The sequence below is a fragment of the Paenibacillus sp. FSL W7-1279 genome (assembly GCF_037969845.1).
Classification (GTDB): domain Bacteria; phylum Bacillota; class Bacilli; order Paenibacillales; family Paenibacillaceae; genus Paenibacillus_AQ.
This window is the reverse complement of sequence record NZ_CP150215.1, coordinates 5,404,763-5,423,195: the sequence shown is the minus strand read 5'-3', so window position 1 is coordinate 5,423,195 and position 18,433 is coordinate 5,404,763. Positions and strand designations below refer to the sequence as shown.

21 protein-coding genes, 1 tRNA gene and 1 riboswitch are annotated in these 18,433 nt (G+C 50.1%); of the genes, 17 read left to right on the top strand and 5 right to left on the bottom strand.

The annotated features are described in order from the left end of the window. The first annotated feature begins 39 nt into the window (after positions 1 to 39). From MKY82_RS24565 to MKY82_RS24555, 3 genes are all read left to right on the top strand, one after another. Entirely contained in the window at positions 40 to 813 is a 774-nt protein-coding gene (locus MKY82_RS24565) for a copper amine oxidase N-terminal domain-containing protein (RefSeq protein ID WP_339294567.1), read from the top strand. A 343-nt stretch (positions 814 to 1,156) separates the two neighbouring features. Continuing rightward, positions 1,157 to 1,240: transfer RNA gene (locus MKY82_RS24560), tRNA-Leu, on the top strand. Positions 1,241 to 1,435: 195 nt separating this feature from the next. After that, entirely contained in the window at positions 1,436 to 2,161 is a 726-nt protein-coding gene (locus MKY82_RS24555) for a hypothetical protein (RefSeq protein ID WP_339294566.1), read from the top strand. Between the two features lie 99 nt (positions 2,162 to 2,260). Here the strand turns inward: MKY82_RS24555 and MKY82_RS24550 are convergent, their stop codons facing one another. Together MKY82_RS24550 and MKY82_RS24545 are read right to left on the bottom strand one after the other, a co-directional pair. Beyond that, positions 2,261 to 2,452, bottom strand: a complete 192-nt coding sequence (locus MKY82_RS24550; protein WP_194543915.1) for a hypothetical protein — start codon at positions 2,450 to 2,452, stop codon at positions 2,261 to 2,263. Between the two features lie 168 nt (positions 2,453 to 2,620). Next, positions 2,621 to 3,217, bottom strand: a complete 597-nt coding sequence (locus MKY82_RS24545; protein ID WP_194543914.1) for a helix-turn-helix transcriptional regulator — start codon at positions 3,215 to 3,217, stop codon at positions 2,621 to 2,623. Between the two features lie 289 nt (positions 3,218 to 3,506). Beyond that, positions 3,507 to 3,606: riboswitch (purine riboswitch) on the top strand. A gap of 77 nt (positions 3,607 to 3,683) precedes the next feature. Between MKY82_RS24545 and MKY82_RS24540 the strand changes: the two genes are divergently transcribed. The 5 genes from MKY82_RS24540 to MKY82_RS24520 all read left to right on the top strand — a co-directional run bounded on the left by MKY82_RS24540 (position 3,684) and on the right by MKY82_RS24520 (position 7,172). Next, positions 3,684 to 5,120, top strand: a complete 1,437-nt coding sequence (locus MKY82_RS24540; protein WP_339296715.1) for an NAD(P)/FAD-dependent oxidoreductase — start codon at positions 3,684 to 3,686, stop codon at positions 5,118 to 5,120. Between the two features lie 195 nt (positions 5,121 to 5,315). After that, positions 5,316 to 5,603 carry a Dabb family protein gene (locus MKY82_RS24535; protein ID WP_194543913.1) on the top strand — a complete coding sequence of 96 codons (288 nt, stop codon included), beginning with the start codon at positions 5,316 to 5,318 and terminating at the stop codon, positions 5,601 to 5,603. 43 nt (positions 5,604 to 5,646) lie between these two features. Beyond that, positions 5,647 to 6,069 carry a HepT-like ribonuclease domain-containing protein gene (locus tag MKY82_RS24530; RefSeq protein ID WP_194543912.1) on the top strand — a complete coding sequence of 141 codons (423 nt, stop codon included), beginning with the start codon at positions 5,647 to 5,649 and terminating at the stop codon, positions 6,067 to 6,069. Between the two features lie 272 nt (positions 6,070 to 6,341). After that, a complete protein-coding gene (locus tag MKY82_RS24525) occupies positions 6,342 to 6,794 on the top strand; it encodes a DUF948 domain-containing protein (protein ID WP_339294565.1) in 453 nt (150 codons plus the stop codon). 15 nt (positions 6,795 to 6,809) lie between these two features. Continuing rightward, positions 6,810 to 7,172 (top strand): YtxH domain-containing protein, encoded by a 363-nt coding sequence (locus MKY82_RS24520; protein WP_194543910.1) that lies wholly within the window; start codon positions 6,810 to 6,812, stop codon positions 7,170 to 7,172. A 128-nt stretch (positions 7,173 to 7,300) separates the two neighbouring features. Here MKY82_RS24520 and MKY82_RS24515 read toward each other — a convergent pair whose 3' ends face one another. Further along, complete coding sequence (locus tag MKY82_RS24515) at positions 7,301 to 8,368, bottom strand: nitric oxide synthase oxygenase (RefSeq protein ID WP_339296714.1); 1,068 nt, start codon at positions 8,366 to 8,368, stop codon at positions 7,301 to 7,303. A gap of 261 nt (positions 8,369 to 8,629) precedes the next feature. On the opposite strand from MKY82_RS24515, the gene racE reads away from it, so the two are divergent. From racE to MKY82_RS24470, 9 genes are all read left to right on the top strand, one after another. Next, positions 8,630 to 9,436, top strand: coding sequence for a glutamate racemase (gene racE / locus MKY82_RS24510; protein ID WP_194543909.1), 807 nt, complete (start codon positions 8,630 to 8,632; stop codon positions 9,434 to 9,436). 229 nt (positions 9,437 to 9,665) lie between these two features. After that, positions 9,666 to 10,868: a M14 family metallopeptidase gene (locus tag MKY82_RS24505; protein WP_194543908.1), complete on the top strand. Its 1,203-nt coding sequence runs from the start codon at positions 9,666 to 9,668 to the stop codon at positions 10,866 to 10,868. 164 nt (positions 10,869 to 11,032) lie between these two features. Further along, entirely contained in the window at positions 11,033 to 11,308 is a 276-nt protein-coding gene (locus tag MKY82_RS24500; protein ID WP_220684327.1) for a hypothetical protein, read from the top strand. Between the two features lie 103 nt (positions 11,309 to 11,411). Continuing rightward, positions 11,412 to 11,714 (top strand): iron-sulfur cluster assembly accessory protein, encoded by a 303-nt coding sequence (locus MKY82_RS24495; RefSeq protein WP_194543907.1) that lies wholly within the window; start codon positions 11,412 to 11,414, stop codon positions 11,712 to 11,714. Positions 11,715 to 11,744: 30 nt separating this feature from the next. Then, complete coding sequence (locus MKY82_RS24490; RefSeq protein WP_076325704.1) at positions 11,745 to 11,966, top strand: DUF1450 domain-containing protein; 222 nt, start codon at positions 11,745 to 11,747, stop codon at positions 11,964 to 11,966. Between the two features lie 133 nt (positions 11,967 to 12,099). Next, complete coding sequence (locus MKY82_RS24485; protein ID WP_339294564.1) at positions 12,100 to 12,363, top strand: hypothetical protein; 264 nt, start codon at positions 12,100 to 12,102, stop codon at positions 12,361 to 12,363. Between the two features lie 123 nt (positions 12,364 to 12,486). Continuing rightward, positions 12,487 to 12,849 (top strand): PadR family transcriptional regulator, encoded by a 363-nt coding sequence (locus MKY82_RS24480; RefSeq protein WP_194543905.1) that lies wholly within the window; start codon positions 12,487 to 12,489, stop codon positions 12,847 to 12,849. Further along, positions 12,846 to 13,409 carry a hypothetical protein gene (locus MKY82_RS24475; RefSeq protein WP_339294563.1) on the top strand — a complete coding sequence of 188 codons (564 nt, stop codon included), beginning with the start codon at positions 12,846 to 12,848 and terminating at the stop codon, positions 13,407 to 13,409. The genes MKY82_RS24480 and MKY82_RS24475 overlap by 4 nt, the downstream gene beginning before the upstream one ends. Then, on the top strand, positions 13,406 to 14,866 hold the full coding sequence (locus MKY82_RS24470; protein ID WP_339294562.1) for a serine hydrolase domain-containing protein: 1,461 nt from the start codon (positions 13,406 to 13,408) through the stop codon (positions 14,864 to 14,866). Before MKY82_RS24475 ends, MKY82_RS24470 begins: the two co-directional genes overlap by 4 nt. 185 nt (positions 14,867 to 15,051) lie before the next feature. On the opposite strand, the gene MKY82_RS24465 is transcribed toward MKY82_RS24470, so the two are convergent. Both MKY82_RS24465 and MKY82_RS24460 read right to left on the bottom strand, forming a co-directional pair. After that, positions 15,052 to 17,037: an LTA synthase family protein gene (locus MKY82_RS24465; protein WP_339218851.1), complete on the bottom strand. Its 1,986-nt coding sequence runs from the start codon at positions 17,035 to 17,037 to the stop codon at positions 15,052 to 15,054. A gap of 121 nt (positions 17,038 to 17,158) precedes the next feature. After that, positions 17,159 to 18,307: a class I SAM-dependent RNA methyltransferase gene (locus tag MKY82_RS24460; protein ID WP_339294561.1), complete on the bottom strand. Its 1,149-nt coding sequence runs from the start codon at positions 18,305 to 18,307 to the stop codon at positions 17,159 to 17,161. Positions 18,308 to 18,433: the final 126 nt, after the last annotated feature.

Genomic DNA, 18,433 nt, shown 5'->3' with positions numbered 1-18,433 from the left:
ATGGATAGTGAACTTTAGCTTGGGGAGGGAGAGCTTGTGATGAAGAAACGTCAAGGCGTGAGAAGGCTGCTGGCCGGTATCATGACGGCAGTGATAGGGATAACCGGTTACATGTCATATGGAGGAGATGTTTGGGCTGCGGACACATCCTCAGGCAGACCTATCGAAGTTCGAGTGAATGGAGGTCGGCTTCTGCTGGAATCACCTCCCTTTATTCATAACGGCAGGGTGATGGTGCCTTTCCGTGGCATTTCAAGAGCGATGGGAGCCGAAGTTCGCTGGGATCAAGCCAAGCAGACGGCCATTGTGAGTAATGGTAAACATACGACAAGCTACACCGTGGGGCAGAATCACGCCGTTAAGGACAGCAAAGCTGTAACTCTGGATGCCCCGCCTCTGCTCAAGGAGGGACGTGTTTATATCCCGCTCCGCTTCTCGGCAGAGGGTCTTGGAGGCAAGGTTGTCTGGAATAACCAGGTTAAAGAAGCGTTGATCTATCCGCTGCTCACACCGAAGGAGGCAGAAGCTGCCCTGTCCAAGAAGAGTAATCAGGCGATAACACTTTTGAAAAACAAGGATTTTGAGAAGCTTGCCGAGCTGGCTCATCCAAACGGGATTACCTTCTCCCCTTATGCGCATGTTGATCGGCAGAAGGATGTCACACTTAGCAAGCAGCAGCTGGGGAATGGATTTAACCACGACACCTTATACCGCTGGGGCGAGTATGATGGCAGCGGAGAACCGATCTCCATGAATTTTGAGAGCTATTATCATAAATTCGTCTATACCCTTGATTTTGCCGCTGCGCCATGAATCGTTTACAACCAATCCAAGAGCGAAGGAAATACGCTGAATAATGCAAGCAGCCAGTATAAGGCAGCTGTCATCGTCGAGTATTATTACGAAGGAGTTCATCCTGATTATGCGGGGATGGATTGGGAAAGCCTCCGGCTTGTATTTGAACAATATGGGGAGGATTGGGTGTTATCTGGCGTGATACATGATCAATGGACGATCTGAGAATAGACCTGTTCTGTCGAAACCATATGAAGTCTGATGGTTTCGACAATTTTTTTAAAAAAATGCTTGCTTTTTAACTTTGTGCATTATATACTCTTAATTACGGTGATCAACTCGATCACGACTTACATAACATGCGGTCGTGGCGGAATTGGCAGACGCGCACGGTTCAGGTCCGTGTGGGCTAACCCCCGTGGAGGTTCGAGTCCTCTCGACCGCATCTATGAAGCAAAGCTGTTTTTCAAGTGAAATTTAACTTGAAGAACAGCTTTTTTCGTTCCTCTTCATGTGGAAATCGCGTTATACTAAACTGGAGGAACCGTTCAGCTTTAGGGTGAATGGAGTGGATTTATAATATTTGGCCTGTTAGCAGAAGTCACTGGCGGGTTATTTTGAATACAAGGGGTGTGATCCTGTGAGAAAACCTCGAAAAGGGCTGGGCTTTATTTTGTTGATGCTCGTAGCTGTGAGTTTGTCTGTTGGATGTCAACCATCGGATGAGGGGTATGTGGCTGAGCGATCGGTGGAAGCTTCGAAGGAGGATACTCAGAAGACAGAGCTCTCTTCCGGATCAGAAGATCATTTAGGTGGAGGGAGCGACGCCGCAGGAAGCGGTGCGGTCGCAGAACAGAATGATACGGACGTTGCTCCAGATAATCAGGCCGCTGAACCCGATGTGGATTTAGCAGATGTGACGGCGGTCCGGCACATTAATCATAGCTCGGGCTGGATTGGTGGAGAAGGCTGGATTGCTTTTAGTGATAACGGTGGCACGGAATGGGAGGTTCAGGCTCAGCCAAAAGGCACCGTACGCCAAATCTTTGCACTGAATGGCAAGCAGGCCTGGACTGTGATGGAGAATAACGATCTGTACCGCACAACGGATGGCGGTGAGACGTGGATTCGGATTGGAAGCACGCCGAATGCCGGATTTCTTCATTTCATTTCGCCTGAAACAGGATTCAGCGGGCAAGCCAAAACCGAGGACGGGGGCCAAACCTGGAGCAACCTGGATATACCGGATACGACCGCCAGCAGTCCTGCCACGGGAGCTATCACCGATGAAGCTGAAGGAGCTCCCAAGAACGAAGAGGCTGTTTCAGGATCGTTGTATGTTGTTAACACGAAATCCCATAACTGATTCATAACAAAGAAGACCGGAGCTCTCCGGTCTTCTTTTTGTGGTTATGCCTCCAATCTCAGCAAGAAAGAGGCAGAACGATAAACATCATATCGTTCATTAAGGCAGCTCTTTGAATATCATTCGTGAGCCCAGCCATAGACCAGCGGCAACTCCGAATAAGCCGAAGAGGGCCACCAGGACGATCAGATTAAAGGAGTGCCAACCAAGCAGGAATCCAATACCGCTTCCCATGGTTGTTCCGGTGAGCAATCCCAGTGCAGCGCCAATCTGCTTATGACGTAACCTCATACTCACTCACCTCAATTGTTGGATGATGCGAACGGAATGTTACTTGTATTCCCTGATCGTCTGGAAATATGCCATTACAGAAAACAAGCCCGGCTTAGCCGGATCGACCCGGCAAGCTGAGCATTGGTTGGAATCATAAGTATGGTTACGTTATAACAGCAGTTTTAATTATGAATTTTGCTTTAGTGCGCAATCTGCAAATAGAACAGATTTAGGGATCCGGAAGAACTGTTCCGCTTTTTCCTGGAACGCTGCGGATGGTACGGTGCCCTGGTGCAGCCATTTGCGGAATGTGCCGGGATGTACGCCGATCCAGCGGCTAACATCGCTTACCGACAAGTCATGAACCATGCACAGGCCTGTCAGAATCCGATTGCTAACGGGTGAGCGTGTCAGGGTGCGTTTCATGAAGCGGGAAGGTGCCGGCTGGCAGATTAAAGGTGACTTGTCCAGCAGTTCCTCCCTGAAGAGAATGTGACGGGGATAACCCAAATAGTCGCAGGCCCTCTCCAGGTTGTTTTTTCCGGGAACGCGTCCCTCATATACCCAGGCGCTGACACTACGGGAGGATACTCCCAGTTCCTCGGCCAATTGCGACAATTTGATATCGTTGGCCATAAGTACGGCTAGTAGGACGCGGTTGCGAATTTGGCAGCGGGTCGGCCGGCGAAAGCGCTTGACTCGCACACCTTTCCCCAAATATTTACGATTGATCAGGGACCACGCCTCAATGGAGTGTTTTTCTTGCTGCAGTTGTGTAGGCATAATTCCTCCGATTTTTTTAACACAATACTACAATATTCGACACTCACTTTTCAATAGCCAATCATAAAACAATTGTTTCCATTTCGTTGTTACCTGATTTATAAGTCGGACGTATTGGTCCGATAGACCTACTCATTTGATTGATTATTATAAAGCATTGTTCGCTATTTGGTGGATAATACAGGGGCGATTGGCGTTTAAAACGAGATTTATTGGAGTTAAACACGAACGATTCATGAAATACCACTTGACTCATTCGTGAATTCGTTTTATATTAACAATGGTTGATGAAGAAAAAAAGATGCTTATTCGTATATCCCTGAAAATAAGGTTCAGGGGTTTCTACAAGGGACCTTAAATTCCTGACTACGAATAGGATGCGCAAGCATACCTATTCGGAGCAGGATTTTTTTGTGCCCGAAAAGCGGTGTGCGCAAAGCGACAGTCAAACACACAGGGGGATATGATGAGCAAATATGATGTTATCGTTGTTGGTGCCGGTCCGGCCGGTATTTTCGCTTGTTATGAACTGACGTTAAAGTCACCAGGCAGCAAGGTGCTATTAGTTGACAAGGGACATGATATTTACCGGAGAAGCTGCCCGATCCTGGAGGAGAAGATTAAGCTCTGTCCACCGGCAGTAGGACGTAAGGAATTTGCCGGTTGTTTGCCGGCTTGCTCGATTACAGCCGGATTTGGCGGGGCAGGAGCATACAGCGACGGCAAATTCAACATAACCACGGAGTTTGGCGGCTGGATGACCGATTATTTGCCAGGCTCCAAAGTCATGGAGCTCATCGAATATGTGGACGCCATCAATCTGGAGCACGGAGCAACACCTGCCATCACGGATCCGACAACAAATGCGATCCGGGATATTGAACAGCGTGGATACGCAGCGGGCCTGAAGCTGCTTCGCGCTCAGGTAAGACATCTTGGAACCGAGCAGAATTTGGAGATACTGAAGTCGATATATGAATATTTGAAGACAAGAATTGATATGGCTTTTCGGGCGGAGGTCGAGGACATTGTCACCGTCAAAGAAGACGGAGCCCATCGCGTTACCGGCATCGCAATGAAAGGCGGGGAGGTCCATGAGGCGAATTTGGTGATGGTCGCCCCTGGCCGTGACGGCTCTGCCTGGTTGACCAGTGTATTGAAAAAACGCAGATTGAAAATGCATAATAACCAGGTGGACGTGGGCGTTCGGGTTGAAACCTCGGATGTGGTCATGCGCGAGATCAATGAGCATTTGTATGAAGGCAAATTCATCTTTAACACCTCGGTGGGAACCCGGGTGCGTACGTTCTGCAGCAATCCTTCCGGTCATGTTGTGATTGAGAACCATAGCGGGGTTATGGCAGCCAATGGCCATTCTTATAAAGATCCGGCATTGGGATCAGCCAATACGAACTTTGCGCTGCTCGTATCCCATAAGTTTACGGAGCCGTTTGACAAGCCGAACGAATATGCGCGTGAAATATGCAAGCGGGCTAACGACCTATCCAGCGGCGGGGTTATTGTACAGAAATACGGCGACGTGCTCCGCGGCCGGAGATCCACCGAGGGCCGAATTCGCGAAGGGTTTCTGGAGCCGACGCTGAAGGAAGCCGTTCCAGGTGATCTTGGCTTGGTGCTGCCGTACAACACCATGAAAAGCCTGATCGAGATGGTCGAAGCGCTTGATAAAGTCACGCCGGGAATCGCGTCGGAGCACACATTGTTCTACGGGGTGGAGGCCAAGTTCTACTCCGCAAGACCGAAGCTGACGGAGTCCTTCGAGACGGAAATCAAGGGACTTTATTGTGGCGGTGATGGTGCGGGCATTACCAGGGGGCTTGCTCAGGCAGGAGCCGCCGGCGTCTGGATTGCCCAGAACATGCTGAATCAATTAAGTTCGTGATTCAGCGTTATTCCCTTAAATAGAGTGTTGATTTCAGGAGCACGCTCTGGTGTAAGCCAGACGGTGCTCCTATTTGGTTAGATCTGGCGCAGCCGATCTTCCGATATGTTGGTGGGAGCGATTTCTTTTTCCGGACGAACGGGGTATGATAGATACGAAAGATTTACATACATGCTAGAGATGGAGGAACGGACGATGATTAAACATATTGTTTTTTTCAAATTGAAGGACTCATCCGCAGAGAATATTGAGAAGACGGTGCAGGTGCTGCGCGATATGGATGGCAGGATTCCGATGCTTAGATCCCTTGAGGCGGGCGCAGATGTAATTCGCTCGGAGCGTTCATATGACTTGGCATTGATCGTTGAAGTGGACAATCTTGAAGATTTGCAAGCATATGCCGTTCATCCTGTTCACCAGGAAGTGATCCAATACATCAATACGGTGAAAGATCATACGCTTAGCGTTGATTTTGAAGTGTAGGCATTGATATAGACTTACAACAACGGGTTGGAGGAGATTTGCGGTGTATTATGTAAATCAAGAACAAATTGAACGGCGGCTGAGCGCGATTCCTGAAATTGCGGAAGGGTTGCGTGCTGCGGCACAATCATGGGACGGAGGCCTGGTGCTGGGGTTGGTTCAGGAGCGTGCGCTTCATCTGGCGATCGAAGTCGTGACGGATGTCGGCAGCTACTTGATTGACGGATTTATTATGCGGGATGCCAGCAGTTATGAAGATATCATGGATATTAATCATGAGGAAAAGGTATTCCCCGAAGAAGTTCATAAGGTGCTGCTGGAGCTGGTCCGATTACGCAAACCGCTCGTGCAGGACTACTATGATTGGGAGAGGCATACGCTTCATTCTTTAACCCCGATTCTGCCTGATGTGCTGGAGCAATTTGCGGGAAATGTCCGTGAGTATTTAAAGAACGAGATGTACTAATGGTTATATAGTTTCACAAAGAAATATCCCATGATGCCATGGGCTCTTCCATACACACGATCCTTAACAGGCCTTCAGGGAATCCCTGAACGGTCTGTTTTTTTGTTGGTGTTATCTCAAGCGCTTGCATGTTCCGAAATTGCGGGGAAACTCGTGGTCCTGCTGTGCTGGAATAAAAAAATCGCCAATGTTGTGTCAAGACAAGCCCATGCTGCTTATAATGCATCAAGCGACTAGGCATTCGCCCGGTCGGACGAAAGGAGGAGTTCCCCATGACAGAATGGAGTGCACTGGCTGCTGCCATCGGTATCGTTCTGATCGCGGTTGCGGCGGTGGTCATGATGGTGTCGGTTAAAAAGCTGATCGGGCGGGCCGAGACCATGCTGGGCCGGCTTGAGGAAGACAGTGCTCGATTGACACAGGAAGCCTCGCAAGTGCTGGTGCAGGCATCCGTCTCGTTAGAGATGATACAGCGTCAGCTGGCGGCAGGCGAAGCTTTTGCCGCTTCCATGTCCGATGCTGCGTCAGCGGTAGCCAAGACGGCCGATGCGGTTCATGCTGTAGGGAAAAAAGCTTCCATAACCGCCATTGAGCATATGGAACGTGCTCGCCTCGATAATGAACGGCAGATCGGGGAGATGTTCCGGTGGGTTGATGCCGGAATGACGCTTTGGCATTCATGGAACAAGTACACCTCCAAGTCCGGCGAAGGGCAAGCCAAATAGAAGGAGAGATGGAATATGAAAGAGAAGAGCAAAGGACTCCTCTGGGGAGTATTGATCGGCAGTGTTGCAGGTTCTGTTACCGCACTTCTTCTGGCTCCAAAATCCGGCAAAGAGCTTCGGAATGACATTGCCGACGGCGCCCGCGGCATCGGCACCAAGGTGCAGGAGGCAGCAGAGAAGGTAGGAGAGCAGGGCGTCAACCTGATCGGCATCATGACGGACCGGGCGGAGAACGTGATCTCCGATATTCAGTCCTGGCGCAACCGGCAAGAAAGCTGGCTGGCGGAAGAGGAAATTGCGCAGGTTTCCTCGTTTGACGAGGATTTTGAAGAAGATGCCTATGTTCCCGCTGCTGCGGAAGTGAAGGTCAACGATTAATTCAGGATCAGATGACCGTTTCAGCACTCATTCACGAGGATAAGGATTACGCCAAAATACATGAAAGCCGGGGCGGCAAACAACCCCGGCTTTGCTGTGTATAAACTACTCGAAAGATAAAGACCAAACTACTTTTTCTTGTTCCTGTAATGAAAATTCGGCGAACGGATGTCGTTATGATAAGAGTTGTGGAAAATATGTGTTGTAGCGGGCGAGACCGGAGGAATCAGCCAACTCCAATCCCCTGTGAGCTCCCGCCCGGCCTGCTGTTCCCGCTGTTCAAACAAACCGAACTGGGATGCTGCCGAATGATGGTCCACGATGCTGACGCCAGCTTTTTTATAGGAATAGAGTACGGCAGCATTGAGCTCGACCAACGCGCGATCTCTCCATAAGGTCGTTTCGCTGGAAGTATCCTGTCCCATCAGCTTGGCAATAAGCGGAAGCTTGTTGTAGCGCCCTTCGTCTGCAAGGTTACGGGCTCCGATCTCGGTTCCCATATACCAGCCGTTGAACGGCGCGGCCGTATACATAATGCCGCCGATTTCAAGCAGCATGTCCGAGATGAGAGGCACCCCATACCATTTTACTCCTTCCGCTTTCAGAGCAGGAAGTTCGGGATGCTCCAAGGGGACCTCCAGCACGTGGGATTTCGGTATCGGAAGCCATTCCGGAGGCTCATTCCCCTGCTGCACAACCAGTGGCAGCACATCATAGTCGGTCAAGTCTCCCCGCCATCCCAGATCCATGCATTCCTTCGTGAAGGAGAGGGAAGCCGGGTCGCCAACCGTCCCGTCTGGCGTTTCGTAACCCGCATACCGAATCAATTGGTGGTTTTTGATCATCAATGGGGCCTCCCCTGGACGTGCAGCCCTGAATATCGTAATCGTAGGCATGATTTTTCCGCCATTGGTGGCAATCTCGATATGATGAAGGAGTGCTGAGAAAATGTCAGAGGTCTCGGTTAAGTGCCTGGCATCGACTACCTTAAGGCGATCCCAAAACAGTCTGCCGATACAGCGGTTGCTGTTTCTCCAAGCCATTTTGGCCCCATGCGTTAGTTCCTCAAGCGTATGCTCATATGTACCTGTCAGCTTGATCTGTGAGCGGATGTCCAGGAGCCGGGCCTCGGCTTCTTCCGGGGTACGGTTTAATTCTGCATAACAAAGCTCGATAAACTGCTTCGCAGCTTCCATAAGGTCGGTATGATGTATGTTGTCCTTCACGTGAAATTCTCCTTTGCTATACGCGCGCTTACTATAGTATAAACTACCAACGGTCAGCGACTGGCGCGAGAGTCCTACAATTGCTTGAACAAATTACCAGCCGTCTATTGCAGCAGCGATCTTGTTGAAGATAGGGGGGAATTGGGGTAAGATTTAAGGTACATTTCGATCCGAAATGACATATGGTATCACTGTAAACCATGAATTTGACAAGAAGGAAGCGGTGGGTTCGTGCAGCAAGCAATCGCAATACTAGACTCGGGTGTCGGCGGGCTGACTGTCGCTAAAGAAGTGATGAGACAGCTCCCGAGAGAGAAAATTATTTACTTCGGAGATACAGCCCGCGCACCCTACGGACCCCGTACGCCGGAAGAAGTCCGTTTATTTACGGAGCAAATTGTAGATTATTTAATTCAGTATGATCCTAAAATGATTGTGATCGCCTGTAATACGGCTACGGCGGCGGCGCTTGATTATATTTCGTCCAAAGTTCCTGTACCCGTCATCGGTGTCATTCACCCAGGGGCGCGTGCCGCCATAAGCGCAACGAAGACCGGTAACGTCGGCGTGATCGGTACAGTCGGAACCATTGGCAGCGGAGCATACACAGCGGCTCTGAAACAGCTCTCGCCTTACGTCGAGGTAGAAAGCCAAGCCTGTCCCGAACTGGTGCCGCTCGTCGAACACGGATTGTTCCGATCCAAGGATGCTTTACAGGTGGTACAAGAATCCTTGAGAGGCATCAAGGATACCTCCATTGATTGTCTGATCCTGGGGTGTACTCACTATCCGTTCCTGATGAATACGATCCAAACGGTCATGGGGCCGTCGGTGAAACTGATCAGCTCCGCCGATGAAACAGCTCGTGAGGTCAGCACGATCCTGTACGATAAAGGCCAGCTTGCGAGCAGCATGGAGAGCCCGGTGCATCAATTCTTCTGTACAGGAGATCCGGTTATTTTTCAGAGCATCGCGACCGAATGGCTCGGAGATCATATCAAGCGGACACCTGTTGTCTGGCAAATTACAAGGCTATAATTCACCTTCATACTAAGAGCTAATCCAGAATGAATAAGAGCAGAAAACGCAGGCAGGACAAGGAATAAGACCTTGTCCTGCCTTTATTATTTTCAGTGCTCAGTTTAGAAAATGAGCGGGATATGGCGCATTTTTCGATCTTTTGCATCATACATGTTGGACAAGCGGCTGCTCATATACATGGAATGGACGCTAATTGAAGCGGCTTTGCCGCGGAAAGGAATCCAATATGCAGCAATATGTCGTACAGAAAGGCGATACGCTAAGACGCGTGGCTGCCAGATATAGTCTGGCGTATGAACAGCTGATTACGGCGAATCCATGGGCGGCACAGCAGCCGTATCTCCAGCAGGGGCAAATGCTCTATCTTCCTGCATCGCTGCGCCGAAGGTATGTCATCCAGGAACATGATACCTTTGATAGTATTGCCAATACGTTCCGGTTTCGGAAGGAAGCCTTGGAAGAACTGAATCCCGGGTTATCGGCTCATCATCTGCCGCAGGGGAAAACGATCGTTCTGCCGGGCACCACGCCTAGACGCATGATACGATTAACCGGCGAATACGGACCGGGGGATCTGGAACGCGATATACAAGAGATGCAGCTGCGTTACCCTGTTATCGAGTGGAGTGTCATCGGCCGAAGCGTGCTCGGCAAACCGCTATATGCGGCCAAAATCGGTAAAGGCCCCAAGAACCTGCATATCAATGCAGCACTTCATGCCAATGAATGGATCACAACCCCGTGTCTGATGCGATTCATGGAGGAGTACGGCAGGGCATTATCGCAAGAGTCACCGGTTTATTTTCAGGAGCCGGATGACTGGTACCGGAACTATACGTTATGGGTTGTGCCGATGGCTAACCCGGACGGGGTAGAGCTTGTACAAGAAGGAGTCACTCCTTCGCATCCCTATTATGAACGTCTGCTCGAGTGGAATGGCGGACGCGAGGATTTTCGGCGCTGGAAGGCTAATATAAACGGCGTGGATTTGGGTGACCAGTTCCCTGCACATTGGCATGAGGAAGTCGCACGAAGGGGTAAAATCCGTCCGTCTCCGCAGGATTATGCGGGGACTAAGCCGTTAAGCGAGCCGGAAGCCGAAGCTGTCTATCAGCATACATTATCGACATCTCCGGAACGGGCCATTTCCCTTCACAGCCAAGGGCGGGAAATCTACTGGAATTACAGGGACTACGAACCTCCGGAAAGTGAGGACATGGCCAGAAGATTAGGTCAGGCCAGCGGTTACAGGCCGGTGAAGCTGCAGGGTAGTGATGCGGGATATAAAGATTGGTATATTCAGCATTACCGGAGGCCGGGCTTTACCGTGGAGATTGGTTATGGGATGAATCCGCTGCCGCTTGAGGATTTCGAGGATTTGTGCGTCGAGGTGGGATCCATTCTAGCTGCGTTTATGTCTTTGAAATAGGATATATATTATGAAACGATAAGTTCTATTCAACGTAAAAATAGAAGAATACGGCCGCTGCTTTTACGGATTACAAGGCAGTGGCCTATTTTCGTGCTTTAATTGCTGCAACCCTGTTAATTGGGTAATGATATAGACATGCTGCCTGGAATGGAGGGAACAAAATGAAGTGGAGAAGATTGTGGTCGCTTCGGCGCTGGTCGCACGTATTCCAGCGGATATTCGGTTATTTAACCTCTTCCCGGGTTACACTCGGGGACAAGCTGTTATTTCTGGTTCCGGTTGTGCTGTACTGGGTGCTGCCGGACTTTATGCCTTTGCTGCCGATCGACGATATCGGATTCACGATGCTGCTGATGAATTGGTTCGTATCCCGCGTCGAGCGGAAATATCCAGGTGTGCTCGGTGAAAATCAAGGCCCCGCCAAGCGCGTACGGTAAACGAGCTTTCGGATGTAACAATACGGACAGGACCCTTGCGAAAAAACCGGCAGGGGTCTACAATAACATATTGAATGAAACATCCGTGAGGAGATGAATATACGTGAAATGTAAAATTACCCGTAATGCCGCCAAGGTGTTAAAGAGAGAGCTGGACAAGGAAGAGAACAAGGACAAGAAAATTCGCGTACTGGTAACCCATGCGCATGGTGATCATGCCCACTACGGTCTGGATCTGGATACGCCGAAGGAAAATGATGTCATCGTATCCACAGATAAAGAGATCGACGTCATATTGGAAGCGGGACAACCTTTCCTGGACGGCGTCAAAATCGACTATCTTTATTTCCCTCAGGAAGGCTTTGTCATTACGAATCCGTCCCAGGGCAATCACGGCGACCACTAGGTTACTTCAGAATAAAGAAGGTAATGTACAATGGCTAATGATATTCGCGTCTGCGAGAAGTGCAGACATACGAAGTTAAAGACAATGATCCCGAAAATTAAGAAAATGGTACCGGATGCCGACATTAAGATCGGCTGCAAATCCTATTGCGGTCCTTGCGGTAAACGCGCCTTCATGTATATCAATGGCCGTTATGTCAGCGCGCCTACAGAGGATGAAGTGCTGGCAAAGGCGCTGCCGTTTGTGAAATAACAAACAACTGGCTGTGTGTTACTTCAGAATCGAAGTTTCGCGGAAAATTCCCATGCTTCGGGTATAGTTCCTGGCTCAGCCATCCATGCTAAGGGGGCAGCAGGAACAACAACTTTAGAAGGGAGCATCCGTCATGAACAGTCACGATTCCAGTCTTCATTCCAACAGCCCAAGCAACAGTGCGCTAGATTCCGTGGAGAAGCTGCACCGTGCCGTATCCTCGGCAATGTCCCACCCGACGGAACAGCTGATTCAGCAAGCGGAGAATTCGTTATCCCATACGGAGCAAGCGGTCGCCCAAGTGATTGAGCAGGGGAACGCAAACGCCGTGGAATTGGCGGAAGAGTTGTTAGGCGAAGAGAAGGAACGTCTGTCCAAGCTTCGTTCAGCTAAATAGTAGTTTATGATCCTGTGCAGTCCGTTCAATAGCTTTCGAGCTAATGAACGGGCTTTTTTTAATTTATATACGCATTTGAATTATATACTTGATTCCGATATATAATTCTGTTAAATTGTTGTCATGGATAGAACAAGTTTAATAAAAGGGCATTTGGAGATGTGCGTATTGGCCATTCTGAGTCATGGCAAGAGTTATGGTTACGAGATCATGAAGGAGCTGGAGAAACACCGACTGAAATTGAAGGGAGTAGGAAGCATCTATCCCATCCTGTCCAAGCTGAAAGATCAGGGATGGGTGACGGATACGAGGGAGCTTAGCGAGAGCGGCAAAGCCAGAGTGTATTACGAAATAACGCCAAGCGGAGATTTGTTTCTGGATAAGAAAATCCAGGAGTGGCAGGAGCTGCAGCAGGATATTCGATCATTGCTTTCATCGAATGTACAGCGAATGGCAGATGGCGTGGAACAGGAGAGCCAGAGATGATGACATTATCCTATGAAGAAGAACAATTTGTCGCGGACGTTCGCCGCGAGTTGATACGGTACGAAATGACGTCAAACCAGGTGGAAGCCGTTGTCGAACAGATCCGGGAACATCTGGAGGCAAGCCGGGAGCACGGGGAGTATGGTCTTGAAGATCTGGGCTCTCCCGATATGTATGTCAGGGATTATGCAGAGGTGCAAGGTTTGGTTAGAGTGCAAGACGCCATGGATCTCGAGTCTGTTCCTGAAGAACCTCCGGGACAGCGCAGCGGGCGGCTGGGCGTATGGGGCTTTCTGAAATATTCGCTGGTTTTTGCGGCCGTCTATATCATATGTCAGCTGTTATTTTCCTTCGCATTAACGACGGCATGGGTGAAGGGGTATGAGATAATCGGCTTCAATCTGCTGTACCGAATATCCGATCAGACGTGGTGGAATATGATGTTGATCGTATTTAGCCTTTCGATTTCGGCGCTCGTTACAATTCTGACCCATGTCTTCGGTAAAAGAAGAAAACATAGAGATATCCTCCCGTTTACAGAAGGAGGAAACGTATTGTGAGAAAGAAGTGGACGTATGTCGTATTAACCGTACTGGCTTTCGTGCTTCCGACATGGGGGAATATTGTTGAAGCAGAAGAAGTCATGGCTGATAAGGTTGACCTCTACATGAAAGCGGCGATGGAGGAATATCAAATTCCGGGTCTTTCCGCTGCCATCGTGCAGGATGGGGACATCGTGTTTACGAACAGTTATGGTGTTACAGCAGAGGGCAGTACGGTCAGCTCCAAAACTCCATTTTTACTCGGATCTCTCTCCAAATCCATGACGGCGTTAGGGATTGTCCAGCTTGTGGAGTCGGGCCAGGTCGAATTGGATGAATCCGTTGGGACCTATTTGCCGTGGTTTGCAGCCGAAGCGTCTTCTGAGGTATCGTCAATAACGATAAGGCAATTGCTGGCTCAGACGAGCGGATATAGTACATATACGGGCTTGGCGTATTCCGATGTGGGTGCGAAGGATGCTTCAGCCCTGAAAGAGAATGTGCGCCATCTCTCCAACACGAAGCTTAACAGACCACCAGGGGAACAACATCAATACAGCAACGCCAATTACATGATTCTGGGAGCTGTTCTGGAGGAGGTGTCGGGTCAATCCTATGCCGATTATATGGAGCAGCATGTGTTTGGCCCGCTGGGCATGAGTACGGCTGCAGCCGATCAGGATCGGGCGGTTCAAACCGGATTTGAACATGGGTATCAATCATGGTTCGGCTATCCGCGAGTGAGCAGCGTCCCCTATGACAACAGCGGTGCTTCTTATGGTTATATCTCGGCGAGTATCGACGATATGGCGCGGTATCTCCAATTTTTGCTCCAAGATAATGACATGTTGGTTAGTCGGGAATACAAGGAGCTGCTCCTGTCGCCTTTAGTTCAGCATCGACCGGATCGTGCCTATGGTTTTGGCTGGAGAATAAGCGAGACGGAACAAGGCGAGAGAATGGTATGGCACTCCGGATCAACACCGGAAGCACGGGCGGAAATCTTCTTCGTCCCGGAACGGGGCGTAGGGGCCGTTATTTTAACCAACAAGGACCACATTCTGGAGGAAGCCAGATTGATTCAGGTCTCCAAGGATTTGAGAGGGATATTAGACGGACAAGACCCGAAACCGCCTTCCGCTGGAATCCATCCGGTGATTTGGGGATTGGCGGTAACTTTGATCATTCTGCTCGCTATCGTGATATGGATGCTGCTAAGAATGCAGAAACGCAGCTTGAAGTTATATCTCACGCTTCCGCTGAGTTTGTTTCTCTTTGCGGTTTCAGCTGGCATCATTCCGCTCTTCACGCGGCTGACAAGCTCCCCTTGGAATTCCATACGACTTTTTGCACCGGACATTGCCTATATGACGCTGGGGATTGCAGCTAGCCTGGCATTGATGGGGCTTGTGCTGATGTACGGAACGCTTGTCAGCCGTAGGAAACATCTTGATTCGATTACCCGGCGCGCTTGATATGAAATGCAATCAGTAAAAAGATGCCCCCCATAAATCCAGCTTGGGTGTGTGTTCGGACATTGCCTAGCCCCAAAAAACAAACCAGGCCGATGAGTGAGATCAGCCTGGTTTGTTTCGTTTAGCAGCCTCATTCAACAGCAGTGAGAGGCTAAAATATTGAAATTTACTAACGTTAGGCGCGGTTATCGAGTATTCGCTTCACCTTCTGCTTTATATAACTTCAGCAGGTCATACGTGATCACTTGATCGGATATCCGCAGCTGCTTCTGTGTCTCATCATATCCGTCACGGCATGCCTGGATGTCAGTTGGCTGACGCGTCGTCAGATCGTAACAGGTTCCACCTTCAAGCCCGGCCGTCTCGGTGGGCAGGTAGAATACCTTCTCATCGGAAAAAGCGCCGCTGCGCAGCGGAATCAGGCGAGGTTTATCATCAAACAGATGGCTGCCGATCCAGTAATACGGCTCATCCGATACACCGAGCAGATGAAGGATGCTCGGCGTCACGTTCATCATGCCGGCGGCCTCCGGGTAAACTCCGGCATGCCCTCCGTCTGGCAGGCGGATGAGGAGGGGAACCTGGTTCATGATTTGCTCCATGTCGAGTGCATTCAGGTCTCGTCCCAGGAATTTCTCATAGTCCGCTTTTTCCTTGATCGAATTGTCGTGATCCCCATAGATAAGCAATATGGTGTTATCCCACAACCCTTGTTGTTTCATCTGCTCGACGAACTGGCCAAATGCTTCGTCGACATAGTGGATCGACTGCAGATAGTTCCCGAATATCGAGCCTTCGAAAGCCCCCGTATCCAGCTTCGCAGCATCCTTGGGTACATAGTACGGATGATGACTCGTTAACGTAATGAGGAAGGAATAGAAGGGCTGTTTGATGCCTTTCATCTCATCCAGCGATTGCGCGAAGAACGCTTTGTCACTTAATGACCATCCCTGCACATCGTTCATTTCAAAATCCTTCTTGCTGTAAAATCGGTCGTAATTCATTTCCCGGTACATTGTGGTACGGTTCCAGAAGCTGCTGTCATAGGCATGGAATACGTTTGTTCCATACCCCTGTTCTTTCAGAATCTCCGGAAGGGTATCGTACTCGCGGTCAGCATATCGCGTGAATACCGAACCTGTGGGGAGCGGAAGCAAGGAGCTGTGCGTGACAAAGTCCGCATCGGACGTTCGCCCTTGACCGGTTTGATGATAGAAATTGCTGAAATACATACTGTCCTTCATCAATCGGTTGAAGTTAGGGGTGATTTCCTGACCCTCGATCGACTGGCCGATGACAAAATTCATAAAGGCCTCCGTCTGAATCATGATGACATTGCTGCCTTTATACTTGCCGAACAAGGCGCCCGTATCGGACGGCTCCATACGCTTGGTATCAAACCATGCCTTGACCTGGTTGACCTCTTCCTCTGCCAGCTTGGGCTGCCCCACGAGATGATCTCGTCCATAACGGTAGATATCATATCCGTGAAAGCCGATCAGTCCCGTCACATTATACAGCGTAATATTCCACCAATTGCCTTCAAAGAGGCCAACGGCCCATGTATTGGACGCTTTCTTGATCGGAACGAAAGTCATGATCATGCCCAGGATGAACACAAGCGTGCCTGTAACCAACCGGCGAATGATCCGGTTCCGCCGATGCTGGCGATATTCACCCGGGAGTGCATAGGTTTCCAAGGCGGTTCTCCGTTTGCGGAATACCATCACGGCGGTAAACGGGACAATAATAAGCCAATCGATAAAAAAGAACAGATCGTACGCATGAATCAGGGAACGTATGCTATCCCCGAGGGAACCGACTTGTCCGGCCTGCATAAGCACCGGCACGGTTATGAAATCATCGAAGTAGCGGTAATAGATCAAATCGGCGTACAGGATCCCCGTCCATAAGAGATTTAATAAAGTTAAAGCTGCAAGTCGGCCTCTTGGCGGAAGCCACAAGGTCCAGAAGGAGATCAGCAGGAGCGAGCCGACAGCGATCACATAGTCTGCCTGATCCAGCTTCATGTTGGTAATATGGAGATGATGATCAAGCATGATCAGCTTGTACATCATGAGGATAAGGAATAATAAATATGCGGTGTACCGGTAATGCAGCCCTTTGGAGACCCGGCTTCGGATATCGCTCCATGATGGGGATGAGAGCACGTGGGTATCCTCCTTTTTTTGAAAAACATCCTTTAATCACAGTCTTCTTATTATAGCTTGGCCCGGATGACCGAGCAAAAAACGCCGCCCAAGGGCGGCGTTTGCAAGAAGCGTCATTTCGTTATTCCGCCGATTTGTTACGCGGCGGCAAGGGGCCCAGGTATTGATAATACTGACATTCGATCCGGCCATTGAACAGCTTGCGACGCTTGTCCGCCTTGCGTCCGAAGTAATGTTCAAATTGCTTGGTCGGGCTGAGCGCGAAGAAGGACCAGGTCGGAAGTGAGTGCGTTACGGATCCGAGCTGGCGAATGAGGCGCTCAACCTCCTCTTTCTCGCTTAACCGCTCGCCATATGGCGGGTTGGTGATGATACAGCCGAATTCGCCCTCAGGGATGGCTTTGGCTGCAGGGAGAACCCTAAAGTCGATTTCGTCGGCAAGTCCCGCACTTTTAGCGGCGGCCTTGGCTACTTCGATCGCTTTCGGGTCGATATCGCTTCCGGCGATATGCAGCGGAATATCGTCCTTCACAGCGTCAAAAGCTTCCTCGCGCGCATCCTCCCAGAGGTTGTCCCCAATAATATCCCAATGCTCGGACGGGAACGAGCGGCGCAGGCCGGGCGCAATATTCCAGGCCATCATCGCGGCTTCGATCAGAATGGTGCCCGAACCGCAGCACGGGTCATAGAGCGGACGATGCGGGCCCCAGCGGCTTAATTGCAGCAGAGCGGAAGCCATGGTTTCCTTCAGCGGAGCTTCCGTAACCAGCTTGCGATAGCCGCGTTTATGAAGGGCTGGTCCTGTGGTATCAAGGGTCAGTATGGCTCGATCCTTCAATAGAGAAACCTCGACTACATAACGGGGGCCGTCCTCGGGGAACCATTCCGTACGGTGCGAGAGCTTCAGCTTCTCCACGATTGCTTTTTTTACGATGCCCTGACAGGCGGGAACGCTGCTAAGCTGCGATTTATGGGAACGCCCTTCCACAGGGAATTCGCCATCAGCAGGAATCCACTCTTCCCATGGAAGAGCTTTGGTTCCTTCAAAGAGCTCATCGAAGGTAAAGGCTTTAAACTCACCCATCTTGACGAGAATACGGTCGGACGTCCGGAGCCACAGATTGCAGCGGCAAATATCAATCAGGTCACCTGTAAAGGTCACTCTACCATTCTCTACTTCCATGTCGGTGTACCCGAGCTCTTTCAACTCGCGGGCAACGACGGCTTCCAGCCCCATCGGGGCCGTCGCGATCAATTGTAATCGAGGCATTAACGATGTCAACTCCATTTAACATGTGTACGGCGATAGTCGCCGCCGGTTCAATCTATATAGTATAGGCGATTGCATTGACTAAGACAATTATCATATGATAGTTCTCGTTAGGTTTAACGGGAA